Raw genomic sequence first — 20,932 nt, 5'->3', positions numbered from 1 at the left:
TTTACAAAACTTCATCTACATCTAGATTTTTATCTAAATAAGCTGAACGCGCTTATAAAGCGTTACAAGACATCAAAAAATGCCAATACTCGACAGAGATAGTAAAAGACTAGCTAACTCGGGGATTCTTTGTCTTTTTTTCTGCTTAGTAAATTTCTTAAACATTTGCAGCGTAGGTTAGTTGCAATTAAAAGCGGCTGAATCTCGCTTGTCAAGCGTTTAAAACATAAAAAACGCCAATATTTTAAAGCGGATAATAACCTCAGGGCTTCTTTTGCCTTTTTTTTCATTTAGTAAATTTCTTAAATATTTATAGCTAAACGACAACCGTCATCCCGCTACGTGTTAGCGGGATCTATGTTAAGGTATAGTAGGGGATCTATGTTAAGAGATACCGCGAATGAATCGCGGTATGACGGTGTAATGATGGTTAAGTAATTCGTCATCCCGCTGCTTGTTAGCGGGATCTCTTGTTAGCGCCGCGGCAGAATGACGGTTCGTAGCGGTATGACGGTTAAGCAATTTGTCATCCCACTACGTGTTAGCGGGATCTCTTGTTAGCGCCGCGGCGGTATGACGGTTCGTGGCGGCATGACGATAAGGTTCCAGTGTCAAGCGTTTGGCATGCAAATTTCCTTAAACGTTCGTAAGCTTAAAACTTTACTTTAGATCAAACTGCTGTATAGTGACTTTATAGCTTTAGTTTTACAATGAGTATACCTAGTATAGAAAATTGTGATCTTCACAATAAAGCCGTCTTACTCAGAGTTGACTTCAATGTTCCTATAAAAGATGGAGAAATTCGTGACGTCACTCGTATTTTGAGAGCATTGCCTACTATTCAGTATTTAGTGAATGCGAGTGCAAAGATTATTATTATATCACATTTTGGACGCCCAAAGGCCAGAGACAATAATCTGTCGCTAAAAAATGTAATTGACACTTTATCGCAGTTACTAAATAAAAAAGTGAAATTCATTGACGATTGCTTTGGTGAAAAAGTACAAAGAGCAGTAAGTGTTATGGATGCAGGAGATATAATATTACTAGAGAATCTAAGATTTTATAAAGAGGAAGAGCAAAGTGACTCAAATTTTGCCAAACAACTAGCATCTCTAGCGGATATATATGTAAATGATGCATTTTCTTGCTCTCACAGAGCTCACGCTTCTATTTCACGCATTACAGAATTTTTACCTTCTTATGCGGGATTTTGCTTGCAAGATGAGCTAAAGTATCTTGAAAAAGCTGTATCATTTAAAGCTAAACCTATTACTGCGATAGTTGGGGGAGCTAAAATATCAACTAAAATAAAAGTGCTTATGAAGCTAACAGAAAAGGTTGATTACCTAGTTCTAGGTGGTGCAATAGCCAATAATTTTTTGTCATTTAGCAAAGTAAATATAGGGAAATCTTTCTTTCAAAATGGTGTTGACGACCTTCTACATAATATTGTTGAAACAGCAAATAAAAACAATTGCAAAATAGTTGTGCCAGAAGACGTTCTGGTTGCAGTAAACTCTGATTACAGCACTAGTATTTCAAGAAGAACTGAGTCCATTTTGGACGGTGATATAATTTTGGATATCGGACCACAAACTTTGAGTACAATAAGCAGTATAATAGCAAGCAGTAAGACTCTGCTGTGGAATGGACCTATTGGTGTTTTTGAACATTCAGCTTTTGCAAGTGGTACAATAGGGGTAATGAAAATCGTAAGTGACTTAACGCACAAAGGAAAGTTAACCAGCATAATAGGGGGAGGCGATAGTCTATCTGCAATAAGCGCTGCAGGCCTTACCGATAAGGATTTTACATATGTTTCCACTGGTGGAGGAGCATTTTTAGATTGGTTAAGTGGCGATGAAATGCCGGGAGTTGCTGCTCTGCAAAAACGATTAGATTAAAACTTTTTTAAATTATTTCTTATAGGCTAGCTTTTTTGTGAACGTGATTATGTCGAAGACAGTTAAACTAATTTTGTGTTTAATAATACCAATAATAGGATTTATTTTTTATATTAAGGATCATTATTTTCACACCGGCTATGTAGAAGAAAATGTTGAAGTCAATTTTGAACCATTTTTCAGTTCACAACCAGCCACCGTTTCAGAATTAACTGACTTCGATAGAGGAGTGTTGAAAGTTTGTGGAGATTGGGGAGCACATCCAGATAAAGAAGATTTCAAAATTTTACTTAGTTGTCCGCAGCATCAAGAAGTAGTGAAAGGAATATATAAGTGATTACGCCAGATGCGGATTTGGAGTTACTTAAAGATGAACTGGCTAACATTTGGTTTACAAATAGTGAAAGTGAAAAAGAAACTATAGGGTTTGGACATATTTTTTGTGGTGAGCCAAACGATAAACTAGGTGGTATGCATTTTGTAGGTAGATATGTTGAAGCTCAAGAAGATAAATGGGCAGGTGCAATTTGGAATGATAAGTCCCTATGCAATAAATCAGATATTAAGCCGCCAGTTTATACATTTGGAATGAAATATTTAGGTAAGGATGGGGAAGTGAAAGTTAAATGCCCAAATGGATACGCATATAACCTTCATGCCGATAATTTCTGCAACTAAGGCGTTTAAGGAATTAGGAAAAGATGGAATGTGTCTATATGAAATGGAAGATGACGATTATCAATCAGTGTTTGTAAGAAAGAATGATGCTATACTCACGTTCTATCCTGACTTAACACCAAAATGTGATGATAAGAGTACTTATTGTAGTTGCGGTAAATCTTAATTTCAAAACCAATAGGGTAAACAAATGATAAAAATGCTATAGGGTGTAGCAAATCCAAATGAGTTAAAATTTTGATTAAAGGGTTTTGTGAATAATAATGAAGAAGGGCATTATTCGTCTAATAAAAGCAATTCAATACTCTTGTGAAGGAATAAAATCAGCTTTTATATCAGAAATTGCGTTCAGACAGGAGTTACTGCTTTTTATAGTATGTGTCTCAATTTTGTTTGTTTTGGATGTAAGTAATCTAGAACGTGCAGTAATGATAAGCAGCCTATTCCTGGTGTTAATTGTGGAAATTGTTAACACTGCTTTTGAAACGACAATTGAGCGTATTTCCAGTGAACAACACATACTTTCAAAAAAGGTGAAAGATCTAGGTAGTGCAGCAGTTTTTCTTTCATTAATTAACTTCCTGATAACATGGATGATAATATTGATAGGTTAATACGAATGTTATTAAGATATGTTGTCAAACTCACCAATTAAAGTTTTTATATCTTGCGGTAAATCAGAGACAAATTCCATGTATCCCTTACTTTTGGGGTGATATAAGCCCAGTGTATAAGCATGTAGTGCTTGTCTATTGAAATTACGAATAAAACTAGAGTTTTTAGCATATTTTGTGCTTTTACTACTATTTTTTCCATAAACTTGATCACCAACTATGGAATGTCCTATGTGGCTCATGTGGACTCGAATTTGGTGTGTTCTGCCTGTCTCTAAAGTGCATTTAACGAGGCTTACTTGTCCTATAACTTTTTGCACTAAATAGTGAGTGATTGCTAATTTGCCTGTGATTTTTGTTACACACATCATTTCTTTATTACCGCGTTTGGGAGCAATGTTAGTTTTTATCGTGCCTTGCTGAGAAGATAATGTTCCCCAAACTACTGCTAAGTATTCCCGCTTTATTTTGCGATTCGATAACAATTCAGACAAAAAACTATGGGCTGCTTCATTTTTTGCAATTACCATTAGCCCACTAGTATCTTTATCGAGTCTATGAACAATTCCTGGTCTTACATTAAGGTGAGCGATAACTGCGTTCAAAAGCGTATCATTGTTTGTCCCAGCACCTGGGTGCACTGTTAATCCACTTTGTTTACTCAGAACTATAATATCCTCATCTTCATAGACGATATCAAGTTTTATGTCATAATTAGGCTCAATTGATGTGGATATGTCAGGTTGAACGAGATGTACTATATACTCTTCACCTGGTTTTACTATGTGATCATTATTAATTATCGGTATGCCAAGTAATTTCACCTGCTCATTTTGTATCAATCTTTGAGCTTTACTGCGTGATATGTTGCATTTTTCAGCTATATAGGTGTCTAACCTTAATTTCTCTTTATCATTATTAACACTTAAGGTTATTATTGAGTGATCTATAGTGATTTACCCCGCGCCATTTCCCATGCTGCTTGAACATTTGGGTCTGTAAACATTGTTGCACTAGACTCAATTTGCAGATCACCTTGTTTTTTAATATGGCAAATTGTTTGAGAGCCATCTTTCCAGTAGATTGTAACTTTATTATCAAAATCTCGTAATGTTGCCTCAACCTTTTTTTCTTTATTATCTTTTTCTTCCAGCTTAATAGATTCTAATAAATAATATAGAAAGTCACTTGGTTTGCCGTTGATTTTTTCTTTCCATTCATCTGTTTTTTCTTGTTCAGATTTTTTTTGCTCTAACTTTTCCTTCTTTTGCTGCAGCTTATTTTGTTCTGCTTCCAGCTCTAACTTTCTAACTGTGTCACGTAGTTCTTTGACTTTATTTTCTAATACTAATAATTTATTAGTATTATTTCCATTGTTAGCTTCTAAATCAGGCGTACTTGGTTGAGCTTGCTTCTTTTTTATTTCTTCTAATTCATTCCTTACTACGTTTAATTGCTTCTTCAATTCCGTTTTTTCCTTTTCTGTATCCTCTTTTAACTTTTTTAGCATGCTAAGGAACTCGTTATTATTAGACTGCGTAGTTGATTGAAGCCAGCCTACAAAGCGGCTTGGTTCAAATCGTTCAATTTTATCTTCAGCAATTTTAATAGCATTCTCTAACCTAGAAAAAGTACCTTCAATATCTAGTGAATGTGCTTTTTTTGTCAATTCTTTAGTGTTATTTAAAACTTCTGAAATTTCTGCATGTAGCCAATCTAAATCTTTTTTGATGTCTTCTCTGATTTTTTTTAGGTGATCAAGCGTTTCTTTAATGTTAATATTTGCAGGCTTTAAAAGACTATTATCAAGTAAATCGCAAGCTTTTTTAAGGTTACTGTCAAATGAGTTGCAAAGCGGACTAAGTAGTTTTTTCATTAGAGATATTAGTTCATTTTCCCTTTTACCAAGCTTATTTTCTACTACTGATACAATCATGCCCTTTCCAGACCAGTATGGAAATAGAAGACCTAAAGAACTGTGTTTTCTAATAGTATGATTTTCATGATCCACGCTATTACTTATTAGATTGCTAAGTGTTGATATGATGCATAAAAGAATAGCGACTAATAAAGCTATTAATATTATTGGAGCATTAATGGATTGTGATATTGCTGAAACTACTATAATAGTACCAAATACATATGATCCAGTAAACAAGAGAATCCTATTTCTATTTTCTGCTTCTATATCTTCTAGTATTTCTCTCTGCGTCTTAGAAATTGGTAAAACTATTGAAAGCTTTTCCCCCTTTTTATCTAAATTTGTTACAATTTCAATTTTTTCGGCTTCTTGAACAATCTGGCTGTACTGTTCATCAACTTGATAGTTTCCTACTTTTTTATCTATCTCATTCTCTTTTATTTTTTGTGTATTTATAAAGTTTATAACAGCAGTAAATAAGAGAACTATAAGAGGAATAAAGGCAAGAGGTGCTGGCGTGAACGCAAACCCAGCAATACTTACTGTAACAGGCTGAATAGAAAAGGCAGTAAATGCTATAAGAGTAGCAATGGTACTTGCTATCGATATAGTACCAGAATACTTTCTTATAGAGCTCAAAATTCTACTGGGCTGGTCAGAAAGTTTTCTAAATCCTAAAAAATCAAAATAGTCTTTGAAAGGATCTTGAGTGTCTGTAACCATAACATTTTTCTAGTTTAAACTTATTTAGGTATACATTAACCAAACCTTAAAATCAAGTTTCTTAATTTTTCAACATGTGCCAAGGCCTATTGGAGCGCACTGTATTAATCTTTACGTAACGATTTGTTAACCAAACAGAATGTGTGCCATACGTTTCTAGATCAGCATGTTTAATAATTTTAGCGTTGCAAGCTGAATAGTCAAACTCACTTAATTGAATTGTTAAATCAACTTTATCACAATTTTCTGAAATATCTTCTTTTTTATAAGCTAGCAGCACTAATTTATTATTTCCTTTATTATATATGCAGCCATACTTTAGTCTTTTATCTGGATTGCTATATTTTGTATGATTCAAAATTTGGTTCTGTCCGTTTTGCTTTGCCCACGTTTTGATAACAAAATTTCTGCTTTTTCTAGTGAGAGAATATAGTAAGTTATCACTCTCCTTTGCAGCAACATTATCAGCATTTATTAGGATGTCGGGGGTTTTATATGCAGCGCTAAAGCAAATACCTAGTACAATAAAAAAAAATCCCAAAAAACGCCAATTTCTTTCCCACAAGCACAGCCACAATAACCCAAATGTTATTATAATAATTGATGAGGCAGGAAAAGTACGAATGGGAATAACCAAATACTGAAGACTAGCGATAGCGTTTGTTATATACAAAATGCTGTCAATTGGGCGCTCTATAAGTGGCGCTATAATCCACTCAATACCCAAAGGAATCAAAAAAACATAGATTATTCCAAGTGGAATAATAATTAATGTAACTATCGGTATAGCAACTAAATTTGTGATAATGCCACTAATTGAAAAATAATTAAAATTATATATCGTATACGGAACAGTTGCTAAACTTGCTATTACTGAGCTGATCATTATCGACACAAAATATTTCATTATTTTTATTTTGAATAATTTGTTGGCATTGATCTGATAACTGGCAACCAGTGCCAAAACAGCAGAAAATGACATCTGAAAGCCAGGCTTTAAAATTGCTTCTGGTTCTACTGAGAGTATCACTGAAGCAGCAAACGCAATTGCTATTAACCCTCGATATTTTCTCTCTATCATTATTGCAACGAGTACTAAAATCACCATGATGTAGGCACGCTGAGCAGAAATTTGCATACCGGTAATCAACAAATAAAACGTGGTTGGCAAGATAGTAAGGAATGCAGATATTTTCTTGGTGTTATACTTAAGAGTCAAAGTTTCAGATATTGCGAATAAATTACGAAACACTACAAAAAACAGACCAGCAACGAATGATAAATGCAAACCAGATATGGCAAACAAATGTGCTATACCTGAATCTCGTATCGCGTCCATAGTTTTTTGATCTATGCCATCTTTTTTACCGATCAGTAATGCAGAGATTATATCCGCATGTGGTTTCTTGATATTTTGCTGCAGGTTTTCATAAATGTATTGACGGAAAGATTCTATATATTCTTGAAATTTCCTTGCTTCAGCCTTTTTGTGCAGGGCTATTTTGCTTGTTGCAAAGCCTGTTGCACTTATTTTCTGGTAATATGCTATTCTTGCAAAATCGTATGCATACTCCGAGGGCGCAATCTTTAGAGGGAAGAGTTTTGCTGATAATTTTACTTGATCGCCTATTTTAATGCCTTTTTCCACTTTGGTTCTAACTGATATTCTGATGTTATCTAGAGCTCTATCCGGTGTCATTCCAGCGCGTGACGCTGGAATCCATATCTTTTTTTTCTGGATCCCAGTATCAAGTACTGGGATGACAAAAGGGGGCGCTGGGATGACAGGAGAGGATTTTGAGATAGTAGGGGATTTTTCAACAGAAAGCAGAAATTGTTTATATGAGCCCCTGTCGTTAATATCCTTCACTGTGGCAACGATATCTTTTACATATCTCTCTTTATCAAGAATTTGAGTATCAACTAAAGCTGTTCTTAATTTACTAGCTGTAAATCCTATGAGCACTGCAATTAAAGCGATACACAATATCGCGTACCTTTTATACAATATTGCAATCAAAATTAGTGTGGGTAAAAGCAAAAGAAAAATAGATATGCAGCTTGGTTCAAAACTTAGGGAAAAATAGGTTAGAATTCCTACACACTGAAAAACAGGAAACCACAGTATCAAGTTATATTGTTCATTGCGCAGATTGTTACGTATATAACTAACTATTATGTCAAGAAAAGTTAATAAGTGTGTCGATATTTGCATGTGGTGAAATTTTATTTTTCTTTTTTCATTATTTGTATATATAATAACTAAATAAGCAACGACGCGGGATGGAGCAGCTCGGTAGCTCGTCAGGCTCATAACCTGAAGGTCGTAGGTTCAAATCCTACTCCCGCAACCATTTTTAAGGATATAGTTGTTCCACTTTCCAATCGCTTCCCTCAACAAGAGTGTATCTGAATCTAATATGCTTCCTATATTCACCTTCTTGCCAAAATTCAATTACTTTTGGGATTACGCAAAATCCCACCCAAAAATCAGGACGAGGGACCTTTTGATCATAAAATTCTTTATTCTTCAATTCAATAGCTTGCTCAAAATCTTGCCAATCTTTCAGAATGCTCGATTGTTTTGAGCACCATGCGCTAATTTGACTATCACGTGCTCGAGAAGAGAAGTATTTGTCAGTTCTTTCATCGTTTAGAAGTTTAACCTCTCCTTCAATTCTTACCTGCCTAGAAAATTCTATCCAGTGAAACACTAACGCAGCTTTGGGGTTCTCAGTCAATTCTTTCCCTTTTTTACTGTTTACGTTAGTGAAAAACACAAAACCTTCTTTGCTATATTCCTTTAGTAATACCACTCTTGCAGATGGAATACAGTCTTTGCTACAAGTTGCTAGCGTCATTGCAGTTGGTTGTTCACACGGAGAATTAAGTACTGCTTTGTACCACTTTGAAAACAAATCAAATGGATCTTTTTCAAGTGAAAATATCATATCAAAAAATAAAATCTTAATTCTGGCACGCGTTGCAAAAATAAGTGCTACGGCCATTTTGTCGTATAAGTGTTATGATATTATTGCAAATCTTGCAAGGTTTTTGAACTTTACCATATACGTAAAAGTTATTTTGAAAGTATCCAGCAGATCCAGATGGCTGTGCATAATCTTTCAGTGTTGAACCGCCTGCAGCAATTGCATCACTCAGAGTATTTTTTATTTCAGCAGCAAGTTTTTCGCACTCTCTATAGGTCAAGTTTTTTGCTGACCTGAGTGGTGATATACAGGCTCTAAACAAGCTCTCAGAAGCATATATGTTGCCTACGCCAACTATTGATTTATTGTCCATTAACGCTGATTTGATATTCACTTTTTTGTTTTTCAGCAACTCCTGTAAATAGTCTCCACTGAATTCATCCGTGAGGGGCTCTATTCCAAAATCGCTAAAAAAATCCGTTTCTTGTTCTTTATTTAAAACGATAACTAATCCAAATCTTCTTGGGTCATTAAAAATTATTGAAGTATTGTCAGAAAATAAAAATACCACGTGATCATGCTTATTCCGCATTTGATCGTGGTCAGCATATATAAGCTTTCCGCTCATGCCAAGATGTATGATTACAGCCACACTACCATCTGTATTCCAGATGGTATACTTACCTCTACGCTTGATGTTGCGTATGACTTTGCCCTTTAGCATATCATCAATATTTTTTGTTATTGGGGCACGTAAATTCCAATTATTCACTATAACATTACTGATTTGCTTGTTTTTAATTTTATCAAGCAAAAAATTAGAGATTACTTCCACTTCCGGTAGTTCTGGCATGATACCTCCTTCAAAACTTAAGTTTCTGATGGTAATTTTGTCGTTCTCAAATACATTCGAGTATTCTGCGGTGCTTTCTCCTAAAAATTCCTCACCACAAACGAGTTTTGAAAGGGTTCTCTGTCTACTCTGTTGCTGCTTTTTTCTTTTCAAAATATTTTGCTTTAAAGCTTTCGCTAATCTTTTTTTCTCCTCTTCTTTTTCCTTATTCTTTTTTGTGTTATTCATTATCATAATATATAAACTTGCCGTTGTAGCTCAGGTGGTAGAGTACGTCATTGGTAATGACGAGGTCCCAAGTTCGAGTCTTGGTAACGGCACACTGATTATACTTATAATATTGCATAACTTGTAAGCAAGGCTTAGAAGAAAGTTACAGAGGTAAGTTGTCATGCTTTTTCCATATCCTTTCTACCTTCTTGTTTTTGAGTAGCTCTAATGCTTTACAAAAGTGATACCTTGTTTTACTTGGCACTATAATGTCATCAATGTATCCATATGATGCAGCAAAAAATGGGTTAGCAAATTTTTCTTTATATTCTTTAATTAACGTTTGCTGATCTTTTTCGCGTCGAAATATAATCTCAACTGCACTTTCAGGGCCCATCACAGCTATTTCAGCAGTTGGCCAGGCATAATTTATATCACCTTTTAGATGTTTCGAATTCATAACAATGTATGCACCACCATACGCTTTTCTAGTGATAAGGCTAATTTTCGGCACGGTCGCTTCAGCGTAAGCGTAAAGCAGTTTCGCTCCGTGTTGTATTATATTATTGTATTCTTGATTTGTACCCGGCAAAAATCCTGGAACATCAATAAGTGTGATGATCGGAATGTTAAATGCGTCACAAAACCTTACAAACCTCGCAGCTTTTCTTGAAGAATCAATATCCAAACATCCTGCAAGGTGCATAGGTTGATTTGCAACAATACCGACAGTATTTCCTCCAATTCTACCAAAACCAGTTATGATATTACGAGCAAAATCAGGTTTCAGTTCAAAGAAATTCCTTTCATCACAAACTTTTTCAATGAGTTCATACATATCATAAGGAGTATTAGGATTGGTAGGAATTAGAGTGTTTAAGGATTCATCAATGTCGTCAACATCATTACAGATTGGTGCAGATTTTGGTGATTCTTGATTATTTGCTGGTAAGAAAGTAAAGAATTCACGCATTTTTAGCAGCATTTCAACATCATTATTGAATGCAAAATCCGCTACTCCTGTTTTGCTTGTATGAATTTTTGCTCCACCGAGGTCTTCGAAACTTACATCTTCGTAGGTAACCTTTTTTACTACATCTGGCCCGGTTATAAACATATATGAACTGTTTTTCACCATGAAAGTAAAGTCAGTTAATGCTGGGGAATAAACTGCACCTCCTGCACATGGGCCCATAATTAAAGAAATTTGTGGTATAACACCCGATGCATTTACGTTTCTTTGAAAAATTTCTCCATAACCAGCAAGAGAATTTACTCCTTCCTGAATTCTGGCTCCACCAGAATCATTTAGTCCGATAATTGGAACTCTGGCATTAATTGCCATATCCATAATTTTGCATATTTTTTTTGCATGTGACGCACCAAGTGAACCACCAAAGACAGTAAAATCCTGAGAATAAACAAAAACTTTTCTGCCATAAATAGTACCATGACCAATCACTACCCCATCACCTAAAAAATTAGCATTTTGCATGCCAAAATCATTTGCATGATGTTTTACGAATTTATCGTATTCTGCAAAAGAACTTTCATCGAGCAATATACTGAGCCTTTCTCTAGCAGTTAATTTCCCTTTTTCATGTTGTTTGGTAATCCTGTCAGAACCGCCTCCTTTTTCAGCTTCTAGTGCTTTGGTTTTTAGATTTTCTAGTATTTTAAAGTCTTGCATACAATAAAGTAGTTTTCAAATTAGTTGTAGACTTTATTAAGTTTACAAACCCTACTAACTATACACATACACTATTGCTATATGCAACAATGTATGTATGATAATTGTTAATGCTCTGGTGATTCATGGTCACTACTTTGAAAATGTTGCGATGTGTCAACACTTTTCATATTAGAAAGAGGTGGACTAACTGCACTGCTTTTTGTTTGTGCAAAACTTTTAGCAGCTTCAACAACCTTGCTTATACGAGGTTCTTTTTCTAGCTCTTTTAGGTACTTTGAGAAGATTTCACAACTTTTGTCATCCATATGTACCATTATTTTACCAAAACTTTCAGCTTTTTCAGAAGATAAAATCATTTCGATCTTTTCATCGCCTACCCTAAAGGTCATTTTTACTTTGCCTTGCATATCATGATATTGCCAGCTTTTTATTCAGATTAGATTATCTCCTTCTCCTATTCGCAATGCACCATATTCTAAGTCCTTAAATTCCGGGGAGTTCATAAATTTTGCAGGAGTGATCACACTTTTTTCTGGACACTGTACATAATAAAATTTATTATCTCTTTCTACTACAATTTCTTTTTTTTTGTCATTTTCAATACTATCACTTACAATTTGTTTTAGACGTGACAAATATTCGCCGCGTTCTTTCAGTATATCTTCTGGCAATAATCTCCGAACTTCTTGGCTCACATCAGTGCCTGTTGAAACTAGATTAAACATTTCTAACATAAGAGGCCGTAGTTTTTCTTTTCCAGTCTCAGTAACATTTTTATCTTGCTCCATGAGGTGGTATAAGATCAGTATCGAATAATCTATTATTGATGACTTTTTTCTCCTTGGAATACATCAACACTAAACATGACCTTGTGCTTTTTTGCATCGTCTATAGATTTTTGAAGTCTCTTTGCTATGTTTTCGATAGCTTCATCATTAGGTAAGTGTTCAGGCAATGGCGTCAACTTAAGGAAAAATATCAGCGATAGTGTATAAAATTTCTCTCTAAATTTTTTATCATTAAATTATCCAAAGAGTGCAAGGGACAGCACTTTTGTTTCTGTTTTATTTCAACAAAGAAGTCTAAAATGTGTCCTTTTTAGGTGAAATATGCAAAAAGGAAAAAACCTTATTCTACAAATTAAAAATATAATATACTCGAAAACTTTTCAGAAAATCCATTGTGTTGAGTTTTACACGAACAAGAAAACTTCCTTTTTCGACAGTATTTTCTATGATTTTAAAGTTAGTTAAAAAAAGTTTGGGAATAGAATGTGAACTTATGGAGCCATTGACATGTACCCTCAAAGCAAGCTTTTTCTAAAGCAAGGTATAAGATTTGCCATACAGGCTTTCAAGAATTTAAGCATCCAAACAGCCTATCAGGATGAACCTGAGTTGGAGAGGCTATAGACTTATTGCAGCAGATGGTTCTGGTATGAGATTACCCAGCTCTGGGGAAATTGTATCCGAGTTTGAACCAAATGGAACAACAGGCACCATTGGCAATTTGTTTGTTGATTTGTGTACTTCGCTAATTTGTAGTGCTCGTCTTGCAGCTTGGAATATAGGTGAACAAACGTTGGCGGCAGAGCAATTACCCGAAGTTATCACTCAAATGCGTTTATTAAATCAAGAGAAATTATTATTTATCTATGATCGTCTTCAGTAAAATTCATTCAGCAGCATTATGATTTGGAAGTAGATTTTATTTTTCGCTTGCAAAAAAGAAATTATAGTAAGCTATGGGAACGCTGGCGAATTAGATTTTGATTTTATATTAGAAAATGAAAAGCTAAAAAATAAAATGAAAGGACAGAAAGTAAGAGTTATAGTGCTGACATTAGCCAACTGAGAAACAGAGTTTTTGACCGAGACTTTGGAGCAAAGCTTATGTGTTAAGGTGGCACATAGAGGAGTGCTATAAACGACTCAAAGTAGGAGCAGAGTTAGAGAATTTTTCTGGAGAGGCTGTATTACAAGAATTTTGGGCAAACTTGGTCATGTGCAATATATTATCGCTTCATATATGTGATGCACAAGGGCCTTGGAACCCAGATCAAATTACTGAGTATCGTTTAAATTTTTCAGTTTTATTTGGTGTAATGAGGCAGAAACTCTATCAGGTACTTATTGCGCCAAAAAACTTTCAAGCCCTTTTTAAGTATACGCGCTAAAGTTAAAATCCGACCGGGACAGCCGCAATAAAGTAGATAAGCCTAAACGCCATCATGTCTTTAGGAGAGTTTGCTAATGAAAGTTCTTAAGTTGACGCCATTGGCTGAACGGATACGGAATGACACCATCCTTTTTTCTGGATTCCAGACTGGAATGACACCTCTGGACACTTCCGTCGTAAAGGAACCAGTGTCAGCTACTCGGATGACACCTTTTTTCTACTTAGTTTGGGTTATGCAAGAAGTCTAATGAAGTGAAAATAAATTTATTTACCAAAATAGAGTTGCCTTGGTCTACAGATCTTAGTTTCTTTATCATTTATCATTTCATACCACTGAGTAACCCAACCAGTGGTTCTTGCAAGTGCAAAAATAGGCGTGAACATATTTGAGGGGATATCAATAGCATTCATTATTATACCTGAGTAAAAATCAACATTTGGATATAACTTACGCACGATAAAATATTCATCCTTTAAAGCTATTTCTTCAAGTTTTTTTGCAATTTTAAGCAGTTCATTATTTTGTTCTAGTTTACTTAGAACCTCATGGCAAGCGCCTTTCAATATACGCGCGCGCGGATCATAATTTTTATAAACACGATGTCCAAATCCCATCAATTTAAATGGATCTTTATCATCTTTAGCTTTTTCGATGAATTTATCTATATCTCCACTTTGCTCTATCTCTTTTAGCATATTTATAACTGCCTCATTAGCTCCACCATGTGCTGGTCCCCAAAGTGTAGCAACTCCTGCAGAGAGGCTTGCAAACAGATTAGAACCAGCCGATCCCACCAATCTGACAGCCGCCGTAGAAGCATTCTGTTCATGATCAGCATGGAGAGTAAATATTTTATCCAGAGCTTTTGCAAAAAGGGCGCTTTTATCATTATCAACAGCATCGCCAAATATCATCTTTAAGAAATTTTCACTGTAACTTAATTCATTGTTAGCATTTATGAATTCCTGATTGTTGATATGCCTATAAATCATTGCAATAATTGTGGAAACTTGCGCTATTGCAGAAATTCCAAAATCTAGGTCTTCACCATTGACATTGTTGCCATGCTTTTCATGATAAGATGCTGACAAACTTGCAAAACATGCAACTAAGATTGACATAGGGTGAGCAGTTTTTGGAAATGCTTTAATTACATTTGTAACTTGCTCTGATACTTTGGATGATTCTTGTATTTTGAGAAGAAATTTTTTGTGTTGCTCTGAACTGGGTAATTCACCATAGAGCAATAAATAAATCACAGCAGTAAAATTATTATTCTCTGCCAAATCAGCTATATTATGTCCCCTATATCTAAGAACTCCTTCATCTCCATCAATGAATGTAATTGTAGAAGAGCATGAAGCTGTAGAAACAAACCCTGGATCGTAAGTGAATAATCCTGTCATCTTATATAAATCCTTGATATTTAACACATCAGGACCTGTTGTTCCGCTTAATACAGGTAGCTCGATTTTTAATCCATTACTTAGTTCTAATAGCACTTTTTTATCCATCACTTAAGCTACTTAAATTTTATACAGAATATACAAACTGAGGAGTATATATTAATACAGTTAACTTTACATTAACCGTATTAAGCGGTCATCAATGCTTTTACTTTTGCATTTAAGCGACTTATTTTACGCGCAGCAGTATTCCTATGAATAACACCTTTATTCACACACTTGTGTAAATTAGATTCAGCATTCCGAAATGCCAGAACAACATTTTCTTTGTCGCCAGACTTGATTATATCAACCAATTTTCTAATAGAGGTGCGAGTTTTACTTTTCCGCATCTTATTTATTAAAGTGCGCTTTGCTATTACCTTTATCATTTTTTTAGCACTCTTATGATTTGCCATATATTAATACCTAAAATACTGTACTTTTCTTTTAATTATAAAGTTTTTTTGTTAATTTGCAATATCAGTTTTTCCTATGGTTAATCTACTGCTTCTCTCTTCAATAATTTTTTCTAAACTTTGCAAGAATTCATTTTTGTTTAACCCAGGATATATTGGGGGCAATATTTCTATTACTGCCTTTCCGGGATTCTTTCTCAGAGAAAGTATGCTTTTTGGCCAAAACAAACCAGTGTTTAAAGCAACCGGTAACACAGGAACAGATAATACGCTATATAAAGCAGCAATACCTGGTTGATATTTTATATTTTGGTTTATAGTTGTTCTTGTACCTTCAGGAAATATTATTATGCTTCTATTTTCTTTTATACGCATTTTTGCTAGTTTGATTATATGGCGTATAGAACTGATACCATCTGAACGGTTAATAAAAATCATTTTCAGCGCTATAAGATGCAAACCAATGAATGGAATCCATTTCAATTCACGTTTTAAAATAAAAACCGCTTTTCTAAATAGTAGTATAAAAATAAATGTTTCAAATGGAGATTGGTGTTTAGATGCAATGATAAAAGGTTGCTTAGGGATGTTTTCCATTCCCCTCACTTCATATTTAATGCCACATAATAAACGCAGCATGAATAATACAACTCTCACCGAACAGACGAGGAAAATGGTTATTACACACTCAGAAAAGAAAATTACAGGGAGAGTAATGAAAGTATAGAATACCTCCCATAATATAAGAAAGAAATTAAACAATAAACTTGAAATCACAAACTCACATAAATTTATTTAAATTTAACTTTATTACAAATTAAAAACAATAAATTTAATTATTGATCATCTGAGTAATAGGATGCGAATCAGCTAATTTGTCCTTTAACTTTTCGTTAGCAATATGAGTATATATTTGTGTTGTAGAAAGGTTAGTATGGCCAAGAACTTTCTGTATCAACACAATATTTGCTCCGCTATTTAGTAGATGGGTAGCAAAAGAATGCCTAATCACGTGTGGAGAGATCTTATTTTCATCAATATTGCATTTTCTTGCCAACTCCTTCATTAATTGACCGAGCCTCTGCCTTGTAATTGGTTTATTAGGTTTATCACCTGGGAATAGCCAATCGGATTCCTTTTCTTTAGAGATCAGATTATCACGAACTGATAAATAATTTCTAAGGCTCTGCAATGCTTGTTCATTAAAAAGAATTTGCCTCTCTCTACCACTTTTTCCTTTTATTATTATATAGCATTCTTTGTTATTACTGTTTATTAAATGTGACACTTCACATAATTTCATACTAATTAGTTCAGAAACACGCATTCCAGAAGAGTAAAGGATATCTAAAATCGCACATAGCCTTTTACTGCTTATCTCTTTATTCGATTCGCTTGCTGATTTTCTCACTGTGTCCATTAGCAAAAATATTTCTTCGACACTTAAATACTTAGGCAAAGGACGAGAAACTTTTGGATTCTTTAATTCAGCATCATTAGCCGGCGCTGGATTAAAATCTATTATTCCGTCATTAAATAGACACTTGTAAAAATTTTTCATAGCGGATATTTTTCTTGATATAGAGCTACTTTTATATTTTTTTTGTGTACATAAAGATTTCACATAATCTTTAATATTGGTTTTGTTTACACCAACCAAGGTAGTGCCGCTTTCCAATAAAAATTCTTCAAACTGGTGTAAATCCGAACGATAACTTTCCAGAGTATTTTGTGCAGCGAACCTCTCTGAAGCTAAAGCATCTATGTAATATGTTATGTAAAGATTTTCTTTTTTATTTTGCGACTGTTTATTTTTCATTATCAGTTCCTATATTTATTTCTTTGGCTATAATTTGATTAGAAGTGTTCCCTGTGTTTCTTATGAGAAAATATGAGACAAATAAAGCATTTATCAATAGAGTGAACATCACAAACTTTTGCTTTAACCTTTTTCTTAAATTTAATCTTACTCTTATCATAGTTAAATTATAACGTTAAATCTATAAAAAACACCTTATAAAGTGAGCTCTACTATAAATATAGAATACTTCTTAGCTGTATCTATCTATATTTATTATAACATAACATTGATTATAATTCTAACATGGACAGATAGAGATTCCAATTACGTTAGTGTTATGGGTGTTAATAAATTTTTAATATACACCTTTACAAAAGAAGAAATCAAATGGCATCTTTTTTTAATAAAGTGCTAATAAAAGGAACGGTCACATTTGACCCTATAGATTCATTATCTATCTTTTCTATAATTTTATCAATGCTATAGAAAGAACGTTCTATTCTTGCTAAAATATAATTAATCACTTTTAAATCAATTTTTAACTGTTTATCTGAAAATCGTTTTATTAGCATAATTCTTAATAATTCCTCGCTTGCAGGCAAAATTTTTACGCTGATAGTTGATAATATTCGAGAACTTAAATCTCTTAGTTTGAAGTTAAGCTTTTTTGGTGAAATTGAAGAAGTGATTAGCAGCCTCTTGTCGTTTTCTTTCATGTAATTGTAACAATGTAATAACATTGCTTCATCTTTAATGTTTTGTACGTCTTCTAAAATAAAAGCATCGCTATACCTAATCTCGCTTACGAAGTTATTCACATTGATAAAGATTGCATCGTTTATTGATTGCCAAATATGAGCAAGATGAGTTTTACCGGAGCTTTTAGGTCCAAAAAGAATCAGACATTTCCAAGATAAATCATTAACTACCGAATTATATACGTGCTTATTTTCATCTAAGATGATGTAATTTTGCCGGCTATAATCAGCTTGATTGTTGTTAAATAAATTTAATTGCACGTTGAACCTCTTACGTAACCTCTTTCTGGTAGTAATTTTTGCGCAGAAATTTACTTACGCTCCTCAAATGTGTCAGGTATTCTGGGCTCATTTCTCCTCTTACCATAAATTGATTATGCAAAAGGTCTGTTAGCCGTTTTTATAAAGCTCACTTTTAAAATATTTATTGATTGCATATTCTACTGATACATTGAACATTGCTATTATTGGAATAAAAAGTAATATACCTGTAAATCCAAAATATGAAGCGCATATAGTAATTCCCAGAATAATTACAGTTGGATGTATATGAACTTTTTTTCCTATTAATAAAGGAACTAATATATTTGAATCTATTAATTGTCCAACACCAAATAATAGCAAAACGGCAGCACTTTCAAACCATCCACTAAATTGAGTGATAGCGCTCAAAAACCCAATAATGGTATATAATAATGGCCCTACGTAAGGTATGAACGTTAACATTCCTGATAAAATTCCAATAACAATAGAGTGTTCCAATCCGATTATGCTCAGGCTCACAGAGTAAAAGACCATCATGACAATACATACATTTACCTGCCCCTTTAGATAATTAGATATAATGAAATCCACTTTGGAAAAATAATCTGCAATTTTTCCTCTGTAAGGAATAGGGATTAATTTATTAGCTTTTTCTATAATTAAAGGCCAATCACGTAATATGTAGAAAAACACTACAGGAGTAATCACCATTAATGATACCGTGTTAAAGCTTGAACTTAACACTTGGATTATAAAGTTACTAGCAATATCAAGAGCATTCATGAAATAAGATACATAGTTGCTGTAATTTTCTGCTAGATTTTTAGATAAGTGATCAAATAAGCTATCCTCGATTTTTATATTAAGAAATTCTAATACAGAGGGGATTACTTTAAGCTTTAATGAAGGCACTTTACTCACTAAGAAATTTAATATTGAAGTAATTTGAACATATATAATAGGTAAAACAAATGTTATGACTAGTATAAAAGCTATTAATAAAATAAGTATTATAAAAATTACAGAACATGAACGCGGTATTCTATACTTTTCAAACTTAACTACTAGCGGATTAAACAAATATGCAATAATAATAGATATTAAACATGGAAAAATCATAGGACGCATCAGGAATAACATCCCTATTATAAAAAGCAGTATGAAACAAATAGTTATATGACGTTTTTGCATGTGTTTAGCATAGCTAATTTACTGAAAAATATGCAATTTATTTTTCCTATGTTGAAAGTATTTTACGATTTGTAATACTATCGTTTTTTACTAAAATTTAGTTGTTTAATCCGCAGGCAAAGATAGATTTTGAGCTCTCTAAATATCTCTTTTGCTATTATAATTATGCTAGTTAATAGGGGAAGTAACTTTTATATGATGTCAGAAATTTTATTTTTCGGAAAGAATCTTGGATAGAGAGGAAAGCTTCTACAAAAAGAAATATGTGCGCTAAGAAATACAAAATAGCAGCATTAATAGTTGCAGCGGGAGTAGGCAGTAGATGCAATTCTACGATTCCTAAGCAATATATAAAACTGGCAGGTAAATCTGTTTTATTTCATACAATTAAAAGATTTCTGGCTAACCAATATATAGATTACATAAGAATAGCAATTAATAGAGACCATGAAAGTTTCTATGAGAAAGCTATATCACTAATTACAGACACTAAATTACTAAGCCCTGTATACGGAGGAGAAAACAGGCAAAGTTCAGTTAAACTAGGGCTTGAAAGCTTACAAAAAGTTAACCCAGATTTTGTAGTTATACACGATGCTTGTAGGCCTTTTGTGTCAGATGTTCTGATAGATAACTTGGTTGAATCTATGATTAATGATCAATATACAGGAGTAGTTCCAGCAATAGAAGTTGAAGACACTATGTCATTGGTGAGTAATAGTTTTATTGAATCTACGATTTCAAGAGGAAAGCTCAGAGCCATACAAACCCCTCAAATTTTTAATTTCAAAGAATTATTATCATGCCATCAATCAGTCAAAGAATTTACTGACGATTCATCACTAATGGTAGAGCACAAAAAACATGTTGCGATTATTAAAGGTGAGAAAAGCAATTTTAAGTTAACCACAAAAGAGGATATCAATATGGCAAAGCTTCTTTTTGAAGAGCCAAAATTTCGTGTCGGAGCCGGTTATGATATACATAAGTTCATTAAAGTTCAAAACGGTGCTGAAAGCTTTATAAAAATTTGCGGTGTGAAAATTGAACACAACATGGCAATAGAAGCGCACTCTGATGGTGATGTTGCAATACATGCAATCGTTGATGCAATACTCGGAGCACTGGGATATGGCGACATAGGAGAGCACTTTCCTCCTAGTCCTCTGAATGGAAAGATTGCAATTCATCTCACTTCCTTGACTTTGCTGCTAAAAAAGCAAAAGAAAAAGGGTACAGCGTATCTAATTTAGATATTACTATAGTTTGTGAAGAGCCTAAAATATCGCCTTACAAAGTAGAAATGAAGAAATTCATATCAAAAGCATTAGAAATTGATGATGAAT

Annotated in this window: 20 protein-coding genes, 2 tRNA genes and 2 pseudogenes; 9 read left to right on the top strand and 15 right to left on the bottom strand. The window is 33.8% G+C overall.

The window, feature by feature from the left end; translation table 11 throughout:
* Positions 1-710: 710 nt before the first annotated feature.
* The 5 genes from ABWU29_RS00120 to ABWU29_RS00100 all read left to right on the top strand — a co-directional run bounded on the left by ABWU29_RS00120 (position 711) and on the right by ABWU29_RS00100 (position 3,199).
* Positions 711-1,907 (top strand): phosphoglycerate kinase, encoded by a 1,197-nt coding sequence (locus ABWU29_RS00120; RefSeq protein WP_015589416.1) that lies wholly within the window; start codon positions 711-713, stop codon positions 1,905-1,907.
* Between the two features lie 49 nt (positions 1,908-1,956).
* Positions 1,957-2,244, top strand: coding sequence for a hypothetical protein (locus ABWU29_RS00115; RefSeq protein WP_012673373.1), 288 nt, complete (start codon positions 1,957-1,959; stop codon positions 2,242-2,244).
* Positions 2,241-2,585, top strand: a complete 345-nt coding sequence (locus tag ABWU29_RS00110) for an EndoU domain-containing protein (RefSeq protein ID WP_227738569.1) — start codon at positions 2,241-2,243, stop codon at positions 2,583-2,585. The genes ABWU29_RS00115 and ABWU29_RS00110 overlap by 4 nt, the downstream gene beginning before the upstream one ends.
* The gene (locus ABWU29_RS00105; RefSeq protein ID WP_041573545.1) at positions 2,563-2,751 is read left to right on the top strand and encodes a hypothetical protein; all 189 of its coding nucleotides are present in this window, start codon (positions 2,563-2,565) and stop codon (positions 2,749-2,751) included. The genes ABWU29_RS00110 and ABWU29_RS00105 overlap by 23 nt, the downstream gene beginning before the upstream one ends.
* 97 nt (positions 2,752-2,848) lie before the next feature.
* Entirely contained in the window at positions 2,849-3,199 is a 351-nt protein-coding gene (locus tag ABWU29_RS00100; protein WP_007549043.1) for a diacylglycerol kinase, read from the top strand.
* A gap of 11 nt (positions 3,200-3,210) precedes the next feature.
* Here ABWU29_RS00100 and ABWU29_RS00095 read toward each other — a convergent pair whose 3' ends face one another.
* From ABWU29_RS00095 to ABWU29_RS00085, 3 genes are all read right to left on the bottom strand, one after another.
* Entirely contained in the window at positions 3,211-4,155 is a 945-nt protein-coding gene (locus tag ABWU29_RS00095; RefSeq protein WP_041573544.1) for an RluA family pseudouridine synthase, read from the bottom strand.
* Positions 4,146-5,843, bottom strand: a complete 1,698-nt coding sequence (locus ABWU29_RS00090) for a hypothetical protein (protein ID WP_141456661.1) — start codon at positions 5,841-5,843, stop codon at positions 4,146-4,148. The genes ABWU29_RS00095 and ABWU29_RS00090 overlap by 10 nt, the downstream gene beginning before the upstream one ends.
* Before the next feature lie 61 nt (positions 5,844-5,904).
* Positions 5,905-8,058, bottom strand: coding sequence for a ComEC/Rec2 family competence protein (locus tag ABWU29_RS00085; protein ID WP_015589413.1), 2,154 nt, complete (start codon positions 8,056-8,058; stop codon positions 5,905-5,907).
* Positions 8,059-8,120: 62 nt separating this feature from the next.
* Here ABWU29_RS00085 and ABWU29_RS00080 point away from each other — a divergent pair.
* A tRNA-Met gene (locus ABWU29_RS00080) sits at positions 8,121-8,197 on the top strand.
* Between the two features lie 3 nt (positions 8,198-8,200).
* On the opposite strand, the gene pdxH is transcribed toward ABWU29_RS00080, so the two are convergent.
* Positions 8,201-8,794 carry a pyridoxamine 5'-phosphate oxidase gene (gene pdxH / locus ABWU29_RS00075; RefSeq protein ID WP_015589412.1) on the bottom strand — a complete coding sequence of 198 codons (594 nt, stop codon included), beginning with the start codon at positions 8,792-8,794 and terminating at the stop codon, positions 8,201-8,203.
* 16 nt (positions 8,795-8,810) lie between these two features.
* Positions 8,811-9,626, bottom strand: a complete 816-nt coding sequence (gene mutM / locus ABWU29_RS00070; protein WP_015589411.1) for a bifunctional DNA-formamidopyrimidine glycosylase/DNA-(apurinic or apyrimidinic site) lyase — start codon at positions 9,624-9,626, stop codon at positions 8,811-8,813.
* Between the two features lie 247 nt (positions 9,627-9,873).
* Between mutM and ABWU29_RS00065 the strand changes: the two genes are divergently transcribed.
* Positions 9,874-9,946 (top strand) — tRNA-Thr (locus tag ABWU29_RS00065).
* Between the two features lie 53 nt (positions 9,947-9,999).
* Here ABWU29_RS00065 and ABWU29_RS00060 read toward each other — a convergent pair.
* The 3 genes from ABWU29_RS00060 to ABWU29_RS00050 form a co-directional block, all read right to left on the bottom strand.
* A complete protein-coding gene (locus ABWU29_RS00060; RefSeq protein WP_353280023.1) occupies positions 10,000-11,526 on the bottom strand; it encodes an acyl-CoA carboxylase subunit beta in 1,527 nt (508 codons plus the stop codon).
* A gap of 107 nt (positions 11,527-11,633) precedes the next feature.
* Entirely contained in the window at positions 11,634-11,936 is a 303-nt protein-coding gene (locus ABWU29_RS00055; RefSeq protein ID WP_231115838.1) for a hypothetical protein, read from the bottom strand.
* A 24-nt stretch (positions 11,937-11,960) separates the two neighbouring features.
* Entirely contained in the window at positions 11,961-12,317 is a 357-nt protein-coding gene (locus tag ABWU29_RS00050; RefSeq protein WP_227738564.1) for a hypothetical protein, read from the bottom strand.
* Positions 12,318-12,638: 321 nt separating this feature from the next.
* Here ABWU29_RS00050 and ABWU29_RS00045 point away from each other — a divergent pair.
* Positions 12,639-13,782: pseudogene (locus tag ABWU29_RS00045) on the top strand (transposase).
* A gap of 189 nt (positions 13,783-13,971) precedes the next feature.
* On the opposite strand, the gene ABWU29_RS00040 reads toward ABWU29_RS00045, so the two are convergent.
* From ABWU29_RS00040 to ABWU29_RS00010, 7 genes are all read right to left on the bottom strand, one after another.
* Positions 13,972-15,222: a citrate synthase gene (locus ABWU29_RS00040; protein ID WP_264378162.1), complete on the bottom strand. Its 1,251-nt coding sequence runs from the start codon at positions 15,220-15,222 to the stop codon at positions 13,972-13,974.
* An 80-nt stretch (positions 15,223-15,302) separates the two neighbouring features.
* Positions 15,303-15,572 carry a 30S ribosomal protein S20 gene (gene rpsT, locus ABWU29_RS00035; protein WP_012673338.1) on the bottom strand — a complete coding sequence of 90 codons (270 nt, stop codon included), beginning with the start codon at positions 15,570-15,572 and terminating at the stop codon, positions 15,303-15,305.
* 51 nt (positions 15,573-15,623) lie between these two features.
* Complete coding sequence (locus ABWU29_RS00030) at positions 15,624-16,211, bottom strand: lysophospholipid acyltransferase family protein (protein ID WP_010081980.1); 588 nt, start codon at positions 16,209-16,211, stop codon at positions 15,624-15,626.
* A 193-nt stretch (positions 16,212-16,404) separates the two neighbouring features.
* On the bottom strand, positions 16,405-17,391 hold the full coding sequence (locus ABWU29_RS00025; RefSeq protein WP_174516851.1) for a tyrosine recombinase: 987 nt from the start codon (positions 17,389-17,391) through the stop codon (positions 16,405-16,407).
* The gene (locus ABWU29_RS00020; RefSeq protein WP_007549057.1) at positions 17,381-17,551 is read right to left on the bottom strand and encodes a hypothetical protein; all 171 of its coding nucleotides are present in this window, start codon (positions 17,549-17,551) and stop codon (positions 17,381-17,383) included. Before ABWU29_RS00020 ends, ABWU29_RS00025 begins: the two co-directional genes overlap by 11 nt.
* A 205-nt stretch (positions 17,552-17,756) precedes the next feature.
* The gene (locus ABWU29_RS00015; protein ID WP_006280257.1) at positions 17,757-18,392 is read right to left on the bottom strand and encodes a DnaA ATPase domain-containing protein; all 636 of its coding nucleotides are present in this window, start codon (positions 18,390-18,392) and stop codon (positions 17,757-17,759) included.
* A 129-nt stretch (positions 18,393-18,521) separates the two neighbouring features.
* Complete coding sequence (locus ABWU29_RS00010; RefSeq protein ID WP_141456664.1) at positions 18,522-19,586, bottom strand: AI-2E family transporter; 1,065 nt, start codon at positions 19,584-19,586, stop codon at positions 18,522-18,524.
* 263 nt (positions 19,587-19,849) lie between these two features.
* Here ABWU29_RS00010 and ispD point away from each other — a divergent pair.
* Positions 19,850-20,932, top strand: a pseudogene (gene ispD, locus ABWU29_RS00005) (2-C-methyl-D-erythritol 4-phosphate cytidylyltransferase); the annotation flags it as partial.

It is taken from the genome of Wolbachia endosymbiont (group A) of Phasia obesa (assembly GCF_964028125.1).
Classification (GTDB): domain Bacteria; phylum Pseudomonadota; class Alphaproteobacteria; order Rickettsiales; family Anaplasmataceae; genus Wolbachia; species Wolbachia pipientis.
This window is presented reverse-complemented; position numbering and strand designations above follow the sequence as displayed.

What these genes read in the sequence shown, in the direction of transcription:
- ABWU29_RS00120 (WP_015589416.1), top strand. Translation starts at nt 711, where the DNA reads ATGAGTATACCTAGTATAGAAAATTGTGATCTTCACAATAAAGCCGTC.
- ABWU29_RS00115 (WP_012673373.1), top strand. Translation starts at nt 1,957, where the DNA reads ATGTCGAAGACAGTTAAACTAATTTTGTGTTTAATAATACCAATAATA.
- ABWU29_RS00105 (WP_041573545.1), top strand. Translation starts at nt 2,563, where the DNA reads ATGCCGATAATTTCTGCAACTAAGGCGTTTAAGGAATTAGGAAAAGAT.
- ABWU29_RS00100 (WP_007549043.1), top strand. Translation starts at nt 2,849, where the DNA reads ATGAAGAAGGGCATTATTCGTCTAATAAAAGCAATTCAATACTCTTGT.
- ABWU29_RS00090 (WP_141456661.1), bottom strand. Translation starts at nt 5,843, where the DNA reads ATGGTTACAGACACTCAAGATCCTTTCAAAGACTATTTTGATTTTTTA.
- ABWU29_RS00085 (WP_015589413.1), bottom strand. Translation starts at nt 8,058, where the DNA reads ATGCAAATATCGACACACTTATTAACTTTTCTTGACATAATAGTTAGT.
- pdxH (WP_015589412.1), bottom strand. Translation starts at nt 8,794, where the DNA reads ATGATATTTTCACTTGAAAAAGATCCATTTGATTTGTTTTCAAAGTGG.
- mutM (WP_015589411.1), bottom strand. Translation starts at nt 9,626, where the DNA reads ATGCCAGAACTACCGGAAGTGGAAGTAATCTCTAATTTTTTGCTTGAT.
- ABWU29_RS00060 (WP_353280023.1), bottom strand. Translation starts at nt 11,526, where the DNA reads ATGCAAGACTTTAAAATACTAGAAAATCTAAAAACCAAAGCACTAGAA.
- ABWU29_RS00055 (WP_231115838.1), bottom strand. Translation starts at nt 11,936, where the DNA reads ATGCAAGGCAAAGTAAAAATGACCTTTAGGGTAGGCGATGAAAAGATC.
- ABWU29_RS00050 (WP_227738564.1), bottom strand. Translation starts at nt 12,317, where the DNA reads ATGGAGCAAGATAAAAATGTTACTGAGACTGGAAAAGAAAAACTACGG.
- ABWU29_RS00040 (WP_264378162.1), bottom strand. Translation starts at nt 15,222, where the DNA reads ATGGATAAAAAAGTGCTATTAGAACTAAGTAATGGATTAAAAATCGAG.
- rpsT (WP_012673338.1), bottom strand. Translation starts at nt 15,572, where the DNA reads ATGGCAAATCATAAGAGTGCTAAAAAAATGATAAAGGTAATAGCAAAG.
- ABWU29_RS00030 (WP_010081980.1), bottom strand. Translation starts at nt 16,211, where the DNA reads ATGCTGCGTTTATTATGTGGCATTAAATATGAAGTGAGGGGAATGGAA.
- ABWU29_RS00025 (WP_174516851.1), bottom strand. Translation starts at nt 17,391, where the DNA reads ATGAAAAATAAACAGTCGCAAAATAAAAAAGAAAATCTTTACATAACA.
- ABWU29_RS00020 (WP_007549057.1), bottom strand. Translation starts at nt 17,551, where the DNA reads ATGATAAGAGTAAGATTAAATTTAAGAAAAAGGTTAAAGCAAAAGTTT.
- ABWU29_RS00010 (WP_141456664.1), bottom strand. Translation starts at nt 19,586, where the DNA reads ATGCAAAAACGTCATATAACTATTTGTTTCATACTGCTTTTTATAATA.